This is a genomic window from Planctomycetia bacterium, from assembly GCA_015200345.1.
Lineage (GTDB): Bacteria > Planctomycetota > Phycisphaerae > UBA1845 > UTPLA1 > PLA3.
The window spans coordinates 1,377,380-1,392,418 of sequence record CP054187.1; the positions used below are offsets into that span (position 1 = coordinate 1,377,380).

The following is a 15,039-nucleotide window of genomic DNA, read 5'->3' on the forward strand; positions in this document are numbered from 1 at the left end:
GAATGCTCCGTCACCGATTGTTTTTCGGCGCTTTGCTCATCGCGGCCCTGGCCGGACTCTTCATCGCCGACGCCCGTTTGAGCGCGGCGGCGGCCCTGCCGCGGGCCGACGGTCTCATCGTCACGCTCATCGTCGCGGCAATTGTGATCACCGGCGGCATCGAACTGACTGCGCTGCTCCGCGGCGCGGGACTGGCCCCCCGACGCACGTGGCCAATTGCCATGTGTGTGGCACTCTCGCTCGCGCCGTTTGCCGCGCACAACCGCTGGCTGAATCTGGAAAGCCCGCCCGCGACCGTCGATTACCAGCTCACGGTCGGACTGCTCGTGGCCGCGTTCGCCGGTGCGTTCCTCTTCATCGGCCATCGCCGCCGCACCGAGCGGGCGTCGGCCGATCTCGCCGCCACGATGTTCGTCGTGCTGTATCTCGGCCTCTTTCCCGCCTTCCTCGTGCGGCTGCGCGTGGAATCGCCCGACGGCTCGGTCTGGCCGCTGGTCTTTTTCGTCGCCACGGCCAAGGCCTGTGACATCGGCGCGTATTTCACCGGGCTGGCCATCGGCCGCACAAAGCTGATCCCGTGGCTTAGCCCCAAAAAGACATATGAAGGTTTGCTGGGCGGCATCGCGTTCTCGATCGGCGCGGCGTTTCTGATCGCCCATTTCGTGCGCGAATCGCTCGGGCCGTTTGTCGTGGCCGACGACGGCTCGCTCCAGATCGGCCCGATCGTCGCGTTCGGCGCGATCCTGGCCCTGCTGGGCCAGGCCGGCGACCTGCTCGAATCGCTCATCAAGCGTGATGCACAGGCGAAGGACTCTGCGACCGCGATCCCCGCGTTCGGCGGCGTGTTGGACCTGATCGATTCGCTGATCCTGTCGGCTCCCGCGGCCAGCTGGATGCTGTTAAGATAGGTCTCCCAGGAGGAGTCGCCCCCCGCGTGGAACTGGTCATCACACTCGACGGAGCCGTCGATCAAAGCGAGCTGTTTGGCCCGGCCGACGCCAATCTTCGCGCGGTGCGCGATGCGTTCGGCGTGAAGCTCGTTGCGCGCGACAGCGTGCTGAAAATCACGGGCGAATCCGAATCCGTCTCAAAAGCCGCCTCGGTGATCGAAGTCCTCCAGACCCGCCTCCGCCAGCACGGCCACCTCGGCAGGGAATCCGCCGCAGAGGTGATCGGCGAGTTGGCCGTCGCCGAGAAGCATCGCGATCGGCCGCACAGCCTGATGGCGCACGCACGGTTCCTGCGGCCCAAGACGGCCGGCCAGGAGGCGTACATTCGAGCGGTGGAAGAAAACGATCTTTGTCTATGTTTTGGCCCCGCCGGCACGGGCAAGACCTATCTCGCCGTCGCCATGGCCTTGGCCCTGCTGAAGGCCAATCGCATCAAGCGGATCGTCCTCGCGCGACCGGCCGTCGAGGCCGGCGAGAAGCTCGGCTTCCTCCCGGGCGACATGCAGGCGAAGGTGAATCCGTACCTGCGGCCGCTGTTCGACGCCATGCACGACATGATGGACTTCGAGCAGATCCGCCGGTTCATGATGAACGACGTGATCGAAGTGATCCCGCTGGCGTTTATGCGCGGGCGAACGCTGAACAACGCGGCGATCATCCTCGACGAAGCGCAAAATGCAACGCCCCAGCAGATGCTGATGTTCCTGACGCGCATGGGCCATCACAGCAAGATGATCGTCACCGGCGACGCCAGCCAGTCCGATCTTGAAGAGGGCTACGACAGCGGGCTGGTCGATGCCATCCGCCGGTTGGAGGGCAAAGACGGCATCGGCGTGGTGCACCTGACAAACGAGGACATCGTGCGGCACAAACTGGTGACGCGGATCGTGCAGGCGTACAACGACCTGCCGCCCGGCGCGGCGCGGAAGAAGCGTTAGCGCTCAACAACAGGTGACGGATTAGAGCCGCCGGGTGATGCGGCCGCGGGTGAGGTCGTAGGGGCTTAGCTCCAGGCGGACGTTGTCGCCCGGGAGAATGCGAATGAAATTCTTTCGGAGCCGCCCCGCGATGTGGGTCAGCACCGTGTGCTTCTTGCCGCCCAGTTCGAACTCGCAGCGAAACATGGTGTTCGGCAGCGCCTGGACGACCTGGGCCTCGACTTCGATCACTTCCGACTTGGACATAAACTCCTTTGGCATCCGGAGCGAGCGTCGGCTCGCCGGTGTTGTGCTGGATCCGCGGGAATTCATGCTAACCGCCCTCCGTGGCGCCGACAAGCCGCACGGCTTTGACAAGCTCCGGCGCGGGGACTAGCTTGATGCCGTGCGGCGGATGGTCCGCTCTGCGTTTTTCTTCATGCGAGGGTCCTGACATGTCGAGTTCACGAATCATCAAGGGATGGATGCAAGGCGCGATGGCGGCGCTGGGGTTCCTCGTCCTCGCCAGCGGTTGCAGCCAGGCGATCGTTGGAACCTGGAAGACCGATCCCGAGCCGAAGGACGAGCCGTTCTACATTACCAATGCCCAATTCAAGGAAGACGGCAGCTACACGGCGGTCGCCAAACAGGGCAATGAGAACGTGCGTCTGGCCGGCACCTATCAATTCGACGGCATGAACCTGAAGCTTGTCACGCCCGGCAAGCCGGAGCGCAAGTACGGCGCGACCTACCTGATGATGGGGCCGAAACTCGAACTGCGTCAGGATGGCAAGAAGATCACGATGAAGAAGCAATAGGACGCGCGGGCGATCAGCGCCTGCCGGTTCGCGGCCGAACCGTTAGTCGTTGTCGTCTTCGTCTTCGATCTCTTCCATTTCGCGCACGCGCCGTTCGGACTCGCCGGCGCAGGCCAGGCACCGCCGCGCGAACGGAAGGACTTCAAGCCGCTTTCGCGGGATCGCCTTGCCGCAATCGATGCACAGACCGTAACTGCCGTCGTCGATTCGTTTGATCGCGGCCTCGATGTCATCGAGCTTGGCGGCCTCAATGGCGATCAGCCCGACTGCCAGTTCGTCTTCAAACCCTTCCGATGCGCGATCGCTGACATCAGGGAGATCGCCGGCCTTCTCCGCCATCTGCGCTTGCGTGGACGACACGACCGACAGAAGCTCGTGGCGCTGCTGCACCATGGCCTCGCGGATTGTTGCCATCCACTCGGCATCGACCGCGGGCTTCTGCAGTTTGGCCGGCGTCCCTTCCACGGCAACGCCGGCGGCAGCCGATTCGCGCGACGCGGGCCGCAGGTCTTCCGGCCCATATTGAGCCACCGCCACGCGGCGCGACTCGGTTTTCCGCGGCGCTTTCGGCGCGGGCGCCGGTTTCTCCACGGCGACGGCCTTGGTCGCTGCCACGGGCTTTGGCTCGATGCGCGTTTCGGGTTTCGATCGGGCCGCCGGTTTCGAAGGCTTGACCACTTTCGCGGGTTTCGGTCTTGTTGCCGCTTTGGGTTCTGCCGACTTGGCGCGTGCCGCCGGCTTGACAGCCTTTGCCGTCGGCGTTTTCTTCTTCGTGGGTTTCTTCGTTGCCATGCTACCGCTCGATTCCGCCATCCCGGCCCAGATCGACGGGCGGAAGACGCTCGCTTACCCGAACCCCCATGGAACTAATACCCCGTTCGACGTCCCCGCCGGTCGCTCGCACGCCTGCCCGAGCGCACGGCGCATCAAGCCGGCGCCCCCTGGCAGTCCGAGAGTGTAGTCGCCCGAAAACGGGACGCAAAAGAATCCTATCCAAGCCCTTCCAAGTCAAGTGCTTATTTTGTACCCAGTTATGACGCCACGTTGGACGGCTGCGGCAGCGTGCCCGGCCTCGCCTGCGCGCCCATTCCGTACCCATTCGTCGGAAGGTGCGATAAGCCTTCGCACGGAACCATCAGGATAAAAGCTTGCAAAGAACCGGTTTAGCCGATATTCGGGCAAGCGATTTCTTGCCGCGCTGCGCGGCAACTCATAGAATTGAGGCGGGTCAGGAACGGGAAGAGGCAATGGGCGCCGGCGAATGCTGACGAGGCCTGACTGCGTCAATTCGCGCTGCGTTGCGCACTCGGCCCCCGGTCCAGCCAACTTGAGAAACCCGTCAGTCGGTTCGCGACCGACGCGGCCTGTTGTGAATTCTCCGACGGCGGTCAGGAAAGAACGTCGTGACTCGTTGGAGGGGTGAGGCGGGCGGCATGATTGCGCACAAAGATGACATCGGAAGAGGAACCGGCGCCGCGGCGCGCTCGGGCCTAGGGACGCGGCTCAACCCGATCCGCCTGTTGCAGCGCGTGGCCAAGCGTGGCGCCTACATGCATCAGATGATCCATGGTGCGCTGCGGCGCAGCGGCTGGTTCGTCGAGCAGCTCACGTTCCGCCGCTTGATGAACATGGCGACGACCGGCGTGCAGTTTTTCCTCAAGAGCGAGCGGATGCACGCCCTGCCGGTCATCGTGAAGATCGACATCTCGCCGATGTGCAATTTGAGTTGCACGACCTGCGTCCACGCCGATCCGCACGGCGATCCGCAACTGGAGAAACAGGAATTCAAGCCGCAGCATCGCATGAGCGTCGAGCAGTTCCGGCGAATCATCGACGAAATCCGCGGCAAGGCGTCGGCCGTTTCGCTGTACTACGTGGGCGACCCGCTCGTTCATCCGGACCTGGACGAGATGTGCTCGATCGCGCGTGACGCGAAGCTGAACGTACACATCAGCACGAATTTCAGCTTCTCGCTGACCGACGCGCGGCTCAAGCGCATGATCGACAGCGGCCTGACGCACCTGACTGTCTGCGTGGACGGCCTGTCGCAGAAGAAGTACGAGTTGACGCGGGTCGGCGGGCGGATCGAGCGCGTGCTGAATAACCTCGAACGGATGTGCAGGTTCCGCCGCGAATTGGGCCGCACATACCCGAAAATCGAAGTGCAATACATCAAGTTTCAACACAACGTGGATGAGCTGGAGCCGGCTCGCAATCTGCTGCTTGGCTGGGGCATCGATCAGTTCACCGATTTTTGGGGCGACTTGGGAAATTACGTCGATCGCGACCCCGGCACGTTCCGAATCATCGGTCCGCGCGAGAACAAACGCATCCCGCAATGCTACTGGCCGCACGGGAACATCGTCATCAAGTACAACGGCGACGTGATTCCGTGCTGCACGTACCGCATCGGTCAGCAATACACGGCGAGCGACGACGCGCGGGTGCTGGGCAACGTCTTCCAGACCAGCGTGCGCGAAGTCTGGAACAACGAAAAATATCGCCAGGCCCGGCGGATGGTTTCGAACCCGCAATCGGTGCTGCACGACCCGGCGCTGAAGGATCACTTCTGTTACGGATGCCCGGCCATTTTTGAAACCACGTCGGACACGCCGTTCAAGATGGCCAACCATCTCAAATGGGAAGAGCATTACGAACTGGGCGCCGACGGCCGGCCGATCCCCAAGCATCCGCACTTCCGGCCTGTCTCGGTCACGCAGGTGGGCCTGCCCAGCGGCGAGATGGCCTCGGTGTGAGGCGTCAGTATCGCGGCACCGATGGATCGATCTCCAGCGACCACGCATCGATGCCGCCGGCCATGCTCTTGACCGGTCCCAGACCGGCTTCGCGCAGCATGGCCGCAGCCTTCAGACTGCGCACGCCGTGGTGGCAATGCACGATGACCGTCTTTCCCGATGCAAGGTCGCGCAGCTCATCCAGCCGATTCGCCAGGTCCGGCAGCGGCATCGGCACGGCCCCTTGGATGCGGCACGTCGCGTGCTCATCCGGATTGCGCACGTCGAGCAGCACACATCCGTCACCGGCATCAAGCATCTGCCGGGCCTGCTGGACGCTGATTTCCCACTCCGCGTTGATTCCGCGCATCCCTCCGCCTCCGTACCATGCTCGCGCCCTGGTCGCAGCGTGCCCCGTCCTCCGACGCGTCACGCGCTGCACAAGCGCAGCACCTCGTTCACCGTCTTGCGAATCCCCTCGAACACTTCGGCCGGACCCTTGCCAAGCATGTAGGCCGGCGTGCTCACGATCTTATGCCGCTCATCGACGACGATTTCCCGCGCGGCGCAAACCACATGCTCGCAGCCCATTTCACCAATGGCGGCGGCCGTGCCGGCGTCGTTGCCGATCGTAAGCTTCGCGTGAAGGTCCCGTCCGCCGAGGACGCGCGCCAGCGCGGCCGGCGCGATGCAGATCGCGCCGATCGGTTTCCTCGCGGCCAGCATCTCGCCGACGAGTCGTTCGACCTCGGGGTTGACGCGGCATTTCGGGCCGTCGACGGCGAAAGTGCAAAGGTTCTTCGCCACCCCGAAGCCCCCGGGGAAAATCAGCGCGTCAATCTCTGCCGCATGAACGTCCTTAAGATTCCTGATGTCGCCGCGTGCAATCCGCGCCGACTCAACCAACACGTTCCGTGAACCTTCGCCGGGCTTGTTCGTCAGATGATTCACGACGCCGGCCTGGGGGACGTCGGGCGCGCAGCAGATCGCCTTCGCGCCGGACTGGTCAATGGCCAGCAGCGTCAGGACGGATTCGTGAATCTCGGCGCCGTCGAAGACGCCGCAGCCACTTAGACAAACAGCAATTTTATTCATGACGCCTCTCCACATGCCTCTTACGGTGCGTTCGGGCGCACCTGCAACTCAATGGTGAGCGGCGCCCACGACGCCCACGACGCCCACGACGCCCCGCTCCCATTTCTCTGTTCCCTCCATGCCTTCGTGCCTCCGCGACGCGGCCTCCAACTTACTTCTCGTGCAATTCTACCACGTTCTTGTCCGTCAACACATGCGTTGCGGTCACAAGTTGCCCATCGTGAACCGTGCCGCCCCAGATTCTCGCGCCGCTTAACTTCTCCGCAAGATCCTTATGAATATGCACCGCCAAATCGTGGATTGTCGCGCCGACCGGAAGAATGAACGGCGACGACTTGTCCACCGGTTTGCCCGGCTTCTTCGCATAGACGCGAATGACGTTGAGAAGTTCAAACACCGCCGCCATCATCTCCGGCAGACCCTCGCCGCTCGTCGCCGACACCGGCACGATCTTCAGCGGGCAGCCGGTCAATTCTCGAAATCCGTCGAGATTATCCCGCGCCCCCGGCGTATCCAGCTTGTTCGCCGCAAGGATCGCCCGTTTCGGCACCGCCGCCGATTCGTCCTCGTCGAACTCCAGAATCGCCTCCGACACCGGCCGCACCCCATGCGACGCCAGCAACGTCAGGCACTGCTCATATTGCTCGATCAACTCGATCGCAGACAAATCCACCGTGATCAGCAATACGTCCGCCGCACGAAATGCCCCCATCATCCCCGGCTGCACATGCCCCGCCATGATCGGCGGCATGTCCACCAACTGGATCGGAACATCCTCGTGATGCGCCATGCCCGGCACGGCCGCATGCGTCGAGAACGGGTAATCGGCGATTTCCACTTTCGCACTGGTCAGCGCCCCCACGATCGAACTCTTTCCGACGTTGGCCGCACCCATCAACACGACCTGGCCGGCCCCCTGTTTTGGCACGCTGAACGCGTCGTGCTGCCCGCCGCCGGACTTGTGTTTATGAGCCGATGCGGCCGCTTCGCGCGCCGCCGAGAGTTTCTGTTTCAACGCGGCCTGGAGTTTCTCGCTGGCCTTGTGCTTGGGCACCAGCCGGAGCATTTCCTCCAGCGCGGCCACCTTCTCCGCCGGCGAGGACGCATTGCGATAACGCTCCTCGGCCTTGTTGTACATCGGTGATTGATTGACGGCCATGCATGCATCGTACCCCGTGCTGTACGCGTGCAAAAGCGAGGCACGCGCCATTAGAATGGTTGTACCGTCCGAATGGCGTTCCATCCACCGGGGGGAAAGCAGCGGCGAAATGATTCTGGGAATCCTGTCTGACAGCCACGGCGACGTCCACGCCACGCAACGCGCCATCGAATTGCTGCGCGAAAGCGGCGCGACGCGATTCATTCACTGCGGCGATCTGTGCGGCACGGGCGTCCTCGACGCGCTCGCCGGACTGGATTGCTACTTCGTCTGGGGAAATTGCGACCACCCCGATGCCGCGATGAACAAGTACGTCCGCGACATCGGTCTGCCGGTCCCCAACGGCCGACTCACGCTCTACATCGCCGGCAAATCAATTGCAGCCTTTCACGGACACGAGGAAGAATTTCACGCTGCCGCCGGGAGCGACCATTTCGATTACATCCTCTACGGCCACACCCATCGCTACGCCGACACGCGCATCGGCCGCACGCGGCTGATCAACCCCGGCGCGCTCTACCGCGCCCGGCCGCATACGGTGGCCACGCTCGATCCATCGACGGACAAGTTGACGGTATTGCGGCTGGACACCGGACGGCCGGTTTGAACCTTCGTCCGCAGCAGTTCATTCTTCATGGTCCGGTCAAAGCGGTGATGAACCCTTGCGTATCACGCCCATTTGCCAAGCCATCGGAGTTCATGTCCGCTCGCAGGACGTCGCAGTTTGGCTGTCCCGTGGTGTAGGCCGCCGGATCGACCAACGCCAGAACAAACAGCGGCACATCCTGCATGTTTATCACGCCGTCGCAGTTCAAATCGCCCAGAAGAAGCGATGGACGCTCGTAGGCGCCCATGTCCACGATCGGCGGCGTGCCCACGCCGGTATCGGGAACGCTTGCCACGTCGCTGAAGCGCGGTGCTCCGTCGAGATCGGTGACAACGCCCACCGGCACAAACGCGTTCTTGCCCGCATCAATGCACGGGGAGACGGCGGCCAGGCGAAGGTTCCCAGTTGCCACGCTGACAAGTTGCGGATTCGTGTCAAGGCAGCCGGGATAATTCGCCGGATCAGGCGGATCCTCGCCGGGGATCGGTTCAAGCAGATGCTGGATGCAACTGTATTGAGAATTCAAATTGCCCTTGATTTGTCCGTCGATCGGGGCAATGTCTTCTCCATTAGCTATGTTGCCCCAGACGATTGTGTTTCGCAGATTGGCGTTCATGGCATTGTACGTAATCAAGCCGACGCCCTCTCTGCCGGTGTTGGCCGCGATCGTGCAGTTGATGACGTTGATCGTAGCGGGACTGAACGTCAAGCCGCCCACCGCCGCGCCCTCGCCGCCGGCGCTGATAAAGTCATTCACGCACATGACCGTCGCGGTATTGTGGTGGAACACCGAGTTGATGATTGTGGTGTTTCCCCAGGCGAAGATACCCGCCCCATAGTGCGCCTGGTTGTTGCGAAACACGCAGTCGCGGACCGTCAGCCCGCTGGATACACTGTCGATTCCGCCTCCGTATGCGTATTGGGAGGAATTCTGGCAGACAAAAAACGGCCGTCCGATGTTCCCGTCGAACGTGCAACGCGTCACACTGACCGGCAGACTCGATTCGTTATAAATCCCGGCCCCCTGTCCCTCGCCTCCGCTGCCGGCGGTTACAACGGTATTACCAGAAAAAACGCAATCCGTGATCGTGGCCGCGGTCGCGCCGGTCAGGGCCATCCCTCCGCCACTTCCCAGATGGCTGTAGTTGCCGGAAAAAATACAATTTTCAACTATTAGCGTCGCATTCGTAGCACACAGACCGGCTCCGTACGACCAGCCGAGGTAATTATTCTGAAACACGCAATGGCGGACCGTCATCCATCCACCGTTTACGTACAAACCCCCGCCGGGTGCGAAAACCGGGTAGCCGTCCGTGATGGTGAACCCGTCCAGGATCGTTCCCGAAGCCGTTCCGGTCGCGATCAGCACGCTGCCGTCGTTCCCGGGGAAGCCCGGCCCCGCGATGGTCGTGATGTGAACATTCCAGTTGCGCTGATTGGCGGCGGACTCGTTCCCGGCAAAGCCGCCATAAAGTACCACACCGCTCGGCAACGTGATCCCACCGCCGGATAAATACGTCCCCTCTGCCACCCAGACTTCGTCTCCCGCCGCGGCCGTGCCCAGCGCCGCCGACAGATTGACGTAGGCATCCGTCCAGTTCTGGCCGGAATTCGCGCCCGTCGCCGAGTCGTCCACGTAGATTACACTCGCCATGGCATCGCGCACGCCGAGGGTTGAAACAACCAGCAGGCCGCCCAGGAGGAGGAAGCGAGAACCCCGGGATGATCCCTTCTCTCGTTTGCTTCCGCCAAGAATTGGGCTTCTCAACACCATCTCGATTTCGCTCCTTTCGATAGAGGATTCCCGCCGGGGGCTACGATTGCAGCAAGAGCGTCACCAGGCCGGGAACGTCTTCCACATCCACCGCACCGCTCGCATTGGTGTCGCCGTTTGACGAATCGCAGTATGGGAATTGGGCGTCGTAACCTGCGGCATCGATCAGCTTCAGGATGAAGGCATTCACATCGGAGCCGTTCACCTTCCCGTCGCAGTTGAGGTCGCCGGCCCGAGGCGGCAGGGGCACGACCGTGAAGCCGGTGATCGAGTAGTTGTCGAAGCGAGCCGGGAGGGCGTCCCCGCCGGGATAGACGTAGATGCCGACGGCATCAATGCAGGACAGCTCCTGCGTCGTGAGCTCACGCGCCAGAGAGTCGTTCGGAATCAATCGCGCGTCCGGGTTGAAGGAATTGCTCGGCTCATAAATGAGCGGGATGAAGGTGAACGTGTTGTCGAGCGGGTCGGTGGACATCATGGCGTGGGTGACCATCGCCGTCGTCATGCCCAGCTTCGGGGTTTCGTAGACGTACCACGCCCCCCCGCACAATCGGAACGCGAATTGAAAGGATGGCCCGCTGGCCGTCGGACTGCCGTGGGAGTAGTCGATGGCCACGTAGGCGCCGTTGAGGTTGATCGCCGCGATGCCGTTTTGCGTGATCGGCTCCGTCGTCCAGAGAAGGGCGTCGCCGCGGCCGAAGTTGTTGGGATCATTTCCGTTGTCCCCCGGAGCGCCTGTCCAATAGTCGTGTTCCAGGAATACGTGGCCCGACGTGAACTGCGAGCCGAAGTCATTCAGAGCGGTGATCTTATTGACGTTCTGATTGTTGTTGATCGTGAAATCCGTCGAAACGGTCGTCGGGTTGTTCGTGCCGGTAACCAGCGACCATCCGGCCATCGAAAGGGCGGCAGGTTCAGGGAAACCGTCAAAGGTCTCGTGGTAGTCCTCCGCCCACGCAGAGACGACAAGCAAGCCCAGGATTGAAAGAGCCGCTGCGAAGTTGGCGGGCCGCACCCTGCTAGCCGACCCTCCAGACGAATCGGACCGTGCCCGCAAGCCCATCTCGACTTTTGTCATACTTCGACTGCCGAATCAGATGCAAGTGCAAGTGATTACGGCTTTATCCTACCGCGCCGCCCCCCCCCCGTCAACCTTGTCCTTTATCGGACCCGCGCTCGAACCTCGCCGATTCCGGCGAATGGCCCTCGACGCGTCGTGCCAATCCGCGCGCCGCAAGGTGCTCCAATATCAAATAAATTGTTTCCAGATCGCCCGCAGCGTCGGAAGGATTCAACGTCCGGGCGAGTTCCTCCGCCGTCCGCGGTTCGCCCTTCAGCGACGCGAAAACCCGCCCCTGCAACGCCAGCACCGTGGCCGCCGCCTTCTTGCCCGCTTCGACGCCCGGCTGATCGTATGCGTTAATGTTCACCAGGCTCGCGTATAGACCCACCGCTCGCTCGAACAGGGCGATGAGCGCCCCCAGGCTGCGCGCTTCCACGCGCGGCAGCGTGATCATCATCGACGGCCGACCGCGATCCGACAGCGCCTCGCGCGTGCCGAGCAGGAAGCCGTGCAAATAGTCGCCGCTCGTCGCGCCGGGCTGCACTTCGAGCGAATCCCCGCCGCTGTCCAGCACGCGCACAAACGTCACGAAGAAATTCGCCACGCCGTCGCGAAGCTGCTGCACATACGCGTGCTGATCGGTCGAACCCTTGTTGCCGTAAACCGTCAACCCCTGTTCGACCGTCTTCCCGTCGCGGTCCAGCCGCTTGCCCAGCGACTCCATGATGAGCTGCTGCAAATAGCGCCCCAATAGCAGCAGCCGATCCTTGTACGGAAGCACGACCATGTCCCGCGACCCGCGGCCGTCGGTCGCCGCGTGCCAGGCTAGTGCCATGAGCGCGGCAGGGTTCTTCATCGGGTCGCTGATGCGCGTCGCGGCATCGCAAAGCCTCGCGCCTTCCAGCATTGCCGTGATGTCCAGCCCCTGAAGCGCCGCGGGCAGCAGGCCCACCGCCGACGTGACGCTTGTCCGCCCGCCGACCCAATCGAACATCTCAAACCGCGCCAGCCATTGCTGCTGCTTGGCGTGCTGGTCCATCGCCGAGCCGGGCATCGTGATGGCGACGGCATGTTGTGCGAATGACAATCCCGCCGCGCGATAGGCCGCGTCCACCAGCAACATCGCGTTGCGCGTTTCGGGCGTGCCGCCGCTCTTGGACGTGACGATGCAGAGCGTCTCCCCAAGGCGGCCGCTCAAGCCTGCCAGCACACGCGCGATGCCGTCGGGATCGGTGTTGTCGAGGAAGTGCGGCGTTAGCTTGTCGCGCGATGGGTGACCCAGCGCATCGGCGACGAGCATCGGACCCAGCGCCGAGCCGCCGATCCCGATGCAAAGCAGTTGCGCAAAGCGCGGCGCACCGGCCGGTCGAACGCGCCCTGCATGAACGTCCTCGGCGAACTTCTGCACCGCGACGATCGACGCGCGAATGACGCGGGCGATCTCCGCCGACGGCGCGAGGTCCGGCGCGCGCAGCCAGTAATGGCCTACCATGCGATTCTCATCGCGGTTGGCGATCGTGCCGGACTCCAGCGCCGCCATTTCATCGAACGCACGGGTCATCGCCGGACCCATCCGCCGAACGAACGCTTCGTCCATCGGCATTCGACTGACGTCGAGCGAAATATCCAGGCCTGGGATGCAGCACCAGAATTGATTGAACCGTCGCCAGCGATCGCGCGCGTCCATATCGCACCTCGTGATCGAAAAGCCTACCTGCGCGGGCAAGGGGCGTCACGCCGCGCGCAAACGCCGCGTCAACAGCGTGCAACCGACGCCAGCGAACGCCGCGGCCATGCCGACCAGCACGGCCGCTTCGGGCAGAATCCCACCCAGTCCCTCGTTGCGAATCAGCGCGATGAAGCCGTCGTAGGACCAGCCGTTGATCGTGAGCAGCCCGAGCTTCTGCATGAAGTCGGGCATGATCCAGCGCGGAACCATGCTGCCGCCGATGGCGCTCATGGCGAGGTTCACCATCGTGCCGATGGAGTCGAGCTGCTCGTAGGTGCGCGAGATCGCGCCGAGCAGCAGCCCGAACGCCGTCGTCGCCATGCACGTGGCAAGCGTCAACACAAACAGACCGCCGGTCATGTCCCAGATGGCGACGCCGAACACCGCCCACGCGTAAAGGTACATGACGTAACAATGCACGAGACCGAGCGTGACCGCGAACAGTTGCTGCCCCATGACGATGTGCACCGGATGGATCGGCGCAGCCAGTTGCCGGCGGATCGTGCCGCTGGTGATTTCTTCCAACAACCCCCGCCCCGCACCGGTCGAGAGAAACAGCAGGAACATCGGCACGATGCCCGCGAGAAACGTATGCTTCGACGCGACCACCATCCGCTGAATCGCCACGCCGCGCCGGTCGACCTGAATCAGCGCTTGCGGCCGGGCCGGCCCGGTCGTTGCGGACTCACCTTCTTTGCGACGAACACCGAACAACTGCTCGAAGACATTTCGCCCCGCCGCCATCTGCACGAGGCCGATGACAATGTCCGCCTCGCTGTCCTGCGTTTCGTCGTAGTACATCACGATGCCGCGATGCGCCGGGCCGGACAGCACGTTCGGCGCCAGGCCGTAGCCTTTGGGAATGACCAGCGCCACGCGAAACTTGCCCTCGCGGCGGATCGCCTCCTGCACACTCTGCTCCGTGAGCGGCTCGCCGTCGGGCGCTTCGTTTCGCGTCGTGATGACTTTCACACGCTCTTCCTTCAAGGTGTCTAAGAGCAACTGCGACTGCGGCGTGCGGTCGTGGTCGATCACGGCGACCTTGAACGGGCGACCCGCCGGCCCGGCGAAAATCTGCGTGAAGATCGAATACAGCACGATGCCCGGCAGGAAGATGACCGCCAGCGTCGCGCGCGAGCGCGAAAGAATCCGAAAATGTTTCCAAGCGATCGTCCCGATGATCCGTGCGTGTGACATGAGTTAATCGCGCAGCGCGCGGCCGGTCAGTTCGAGGAACACCGTCTCCAGATTCGGCTCGCGCAGGCTGATCGACGTCGGATGAATGCCCAGCTCATCCGCGCAGCGCGCCGCCAGCGCGATGGTCTGACCTGCGTCGCGAACGACAATGTGCGCGGTGTCCGATTCCAGCGTCCAGGCCACGTCGCCGAGGCGCCGCGCCAGTTCGCCCATCCGCGCCGCCGTCAGGTCCGGCGCGCACAGCTCCAGGTCCCGCTTGATCCCACTGCCGCGCGTCAGCTCCGCCAGCGTCCCCTGCGCCAGCAGCTTTCCGTGATCGATGATCGCCGTGCGGTGACACAATCGCTGCGCTTCTTCCATGTAATGCGTCGTGTACAACACCGCACGGCCCGACGACGCCAGACCCTCCACAATCTCAAAAATGTATGCCCGCGCCTGCGGATCGACGCCCGCCGTCGGCTCGTCGAGCAGCACCAGACGCGGATCGTGCAGCAGCGCCGCCGCGATGTTCAGCCGCCGCTTCATCCCGCCCGACCACGTGCCCACCAGATCGTCGCCGCGATCGATCAGACCCACGGCTTCGAGAAGCTCATCGATGCGCCGAGCCAGCGCCGCGCCATGCAGATCGTACAACCGCCCGACGAACCAGAGATTCTCCCGACCGGTCATGCGATCGGCGAGGCTGATCTCCTGCTGCACGTAGCCGATGCGGCGCTTGTAGGCCGCGCCGCCAAGCGGAACCCGATCCTCCGCCGACGCGCTGCCGAGCGTGACCGTCCCGCCGTCAGGCCGGAGCAGGCCGGCAATTATGTTGATTGTTGTCGATTTACCAGCCCCGTTGGGGCCGAGCAGGCCGAAGACCTCCCCGGCGGCGATCTCAAACGACAGGCCGTCGACCGCGCGGTTCGATCCGTACGATTTGACAAGCTGCGATACGGTGAGAACGCTCAACCGGGTAATCCGCGCGAGCGGCTCCTTGATATCTCCGGCCACTG

At 63.2% G+C, this 15,039-nt stretch carries 16 protein-coding genes; 6 read left to right on the forward strand and 10 right to left on the reverse strand.

Translation table 11 applies throughout. The annotated features are described in order from the left end of the window. Nucleotides 1-17: 17 nt before the first annotated feature. Together HRU71_05730 and HRU71_05735 are read left to right on the forward strand one after the other, a co-directional pair. On the forward strand, nt 18-908 hold the full coding sequence (locus HRU71_05730) for a phosphatidate cytidylyltransferase (GenBank protein ID QOJ03014.1): 891 nt from the start codon (nt 18-20) through the stop codon (nt 906-908). 26 nt (nt 909-934) lie between these two features. Next, nucleotides 935-1,888 (forward strand): PhoH family protein, encoded by a 954-nt coding sequence (locus HRU71_05735; GenBank protein ID QOJ03015.1) that lies wholly within the window; start codon nt 935-937, stop codon nt 1,886-1,888. Nucleotides 1,889-1,909: 21 nt separating this feature from the next. Here the strand turns inward: HRU71_05735 and infA are convergent, their stop codons facing one another. Beyond that, nucleotides 1,910-2,134, reverse strand: a complete 225-nt coding sequence (gene infA / locus HRU71_05740) for a translation initiation factor IF-1 (GenBank protein QOJ03016.1) — start codon at nt 2,132-2,134, stop codon at nt 1,910-1,912. A gap of 188 nt (nt 2,135-2,322) precedes the next feature. Here infA and HRU71_05745 point away from each other — a divergent pair, with 188 nt between their 5' ends. Then, nucleotides 2,323-2,685: a hypothetical protein gene (locus HRU71_05745; protein ID QOJ03017.1), complete on the forward strand. Its 363-nt coding sequence runs from the start codon at nt 2,323-2,325 to the stop codon at nt 2,683-2,685. A 42-nt stretch (nt 2,686-2,727) separates the two neighbouring features. On the opposite strand, the gene HRU71_05750 is transcribed toward HRU71_05745, so the two are convergent. Further along, the gene (locus HRU71_05750; protein ID QOJ03018.1) at nt 2,728-3,300 is read right to left on the reverse strand and encodes a TraR/DksA family transcriptional regulator; all 573 of its coding nucleotides are present in this window, start codon (nt 3,298-3,300) and stop codon (nt 2,728-2,730) included. Here HRU71_05750 and HRU71_05755 point away from each other — a divergent pair. Together HRU71_05755 and HRU71_05760 are read left to right on the forward strand one after the other, a co-directional pair. Then, nucleotides 3,287-3,646, forward strand: coding sequence for a hypothetical protein (locus HRU71_05755; GenBank protein ID QOJ03019.1), 360 nt, complete (start codon nt 3,287-3,289; stop codon nt 3,644-3,646). The two genes, HRU71_05750 and HRU71_05755, sit on opposite strands and share 14 nt — an antisense overlap. A 472-nt stretch (nt 3,647-4,118) precedes the next feature. Further along, the gene (locus tag HRU71_05760; GenBank protein QOJ03020.1) at nt 4,119-5,441 is read left to right on the forward strand and encodes an SPASM domain-containing protein; all 1,323 of its coding nucleotides are present in this window, start codon (nt 4,119-4,121) and stop codon (nt 5,439-5,441) included. A 4-nt stretch (nt 5,442-5,445) separates the two neighbouring features. On the opposite strand, the gene HRU71_05765 is transcribed toward HRU71_05760, so the two are convergent. From HRU71_05765 to HRU71_05775, 3 genes are all read right to left on the reverse strand, one after another. Then, nucleotides 5,446-5,790 carry a hypothetical protein gene (locus tag HRU71_05765; protein QOJ03021.1) on the reverse strand — a complete coding sequence of 115 codons (345 nt, stop codon included), beginning with the start codon at nt 5,788-5,790 and terminating at the stop codon, nt 5,446-5,448. Nucleotides 5,791-5,849: 59 nt separating this feature from the next. Then, nucleotides 5,850-6,515 (reverse strand): isoprenoid biosynthesis glyoxalase ElbB, encoded by a 666-nt coding sequence (gene elbB / locus HRU71_05770; GenBank protein ID QOJ03022.1) that lies wholly within the window; start codon nt 6,513-6,515, stop codon nt 5,850-5,852. 151 nt (nt 6,516-6,666) lie between these two features. Then, complete coding sequence (locus tag HRU71_05775; GenBank protein QOJ03023.1) at nt 6,667-7,674, reverse strand: TGS domain-containing protein; 1,008 nt, start codon at nt 7,672-7,674, stop codon at nt 6,667-6,669. Between the two features lie 109 nt (nt 7,675-7,783). On the opposite strand from HRU71_05775, the gene HRU71_05780 reads away from it, so the two are divergent. Continuing rightward, entirely contained in the window at nt 7,784-8,281 is a 498-nt protein-coding gene (locus tag HRU71_05780; protein ID QOJ03024.1) for a YfcE family phosphodiesterase, read from the forward strand. Nucleotides 8,282-8,306: 25 nt separating this feature from the next. Here the strand turns inward: HRU71_05780 and HRU71_05785 are convergent, their stop codons facing one another. From HRU71_05785 to HRU71_05805, 5 genes are all read right to left on the reverse strand, one after another. After that, nucleotides 8,307-10,055 (reverse strand): right-handed parallel beta-helix repeat-containing protein, encoded by a 1,749-nt coding sequence (locus HRU71_05785; protein ID QOJ03025.1) that lies wholly within the window; start codon nt 10,053-10,055, stop codon nt 8,307-8,309. Nucleotides 10,056-10,095: 40 nt separating this feature from the next. Next, nucleotides 10,096-11,028 carry a hypothetical protein gene (locus HRU71_05790; GenBank protein QOJ03026.1) on the reverse strand — a complete coding sequence of 311 codons (933 nt, stop codon included), beginning with the start codon at nt 11,026-11,028 and terminating at the stop codon, nt 10,096-10,098. Between the two features lie 175 nt (nt 11,029-11,203). Further along, complete coding sequence (locus tag HRU71_05795) at nt 11,204-12,805, reverse strand: glucose-6-phosphate isomerase (GenBank protein ID QOJ03027.1); 1,602 nt, start codon at nt 12,803-12,805, stop codon at nt 11,204-11,206. A 45-nt stretch (nt 12,806-12,850) separates the two neighbouring features. After that, nucleotides 12,851-14,044 carry an ABC transporter permease gene (locus HRU71_05800; GenBank protein QOJ03028.1) on the reverse strand — a complete coding sequence of 398 codons (1,194 nt, stop codon included), beginning with the start codon at nt 14,042-14,044 and terminating at the stop codon, nt 12,851-12,853. A 3-nt stretch (nt 14,045-14,047) separates the two neighbouring features. Next, the gene (locus tag HRU71_05805) at nt 14,048-14,995 is read right to left on the reverse strand and encodes an ABC transporter ATP-binding protein (protein QOJ03029.1); all 948 of its coding nucleotides are present in this window, start codon (nt 14,993-14,995) and stop codon (nt 14,048-14,050) included. Between the last annotated feature and the right edge of the window lie 44 nt (nt 14,996-15,039).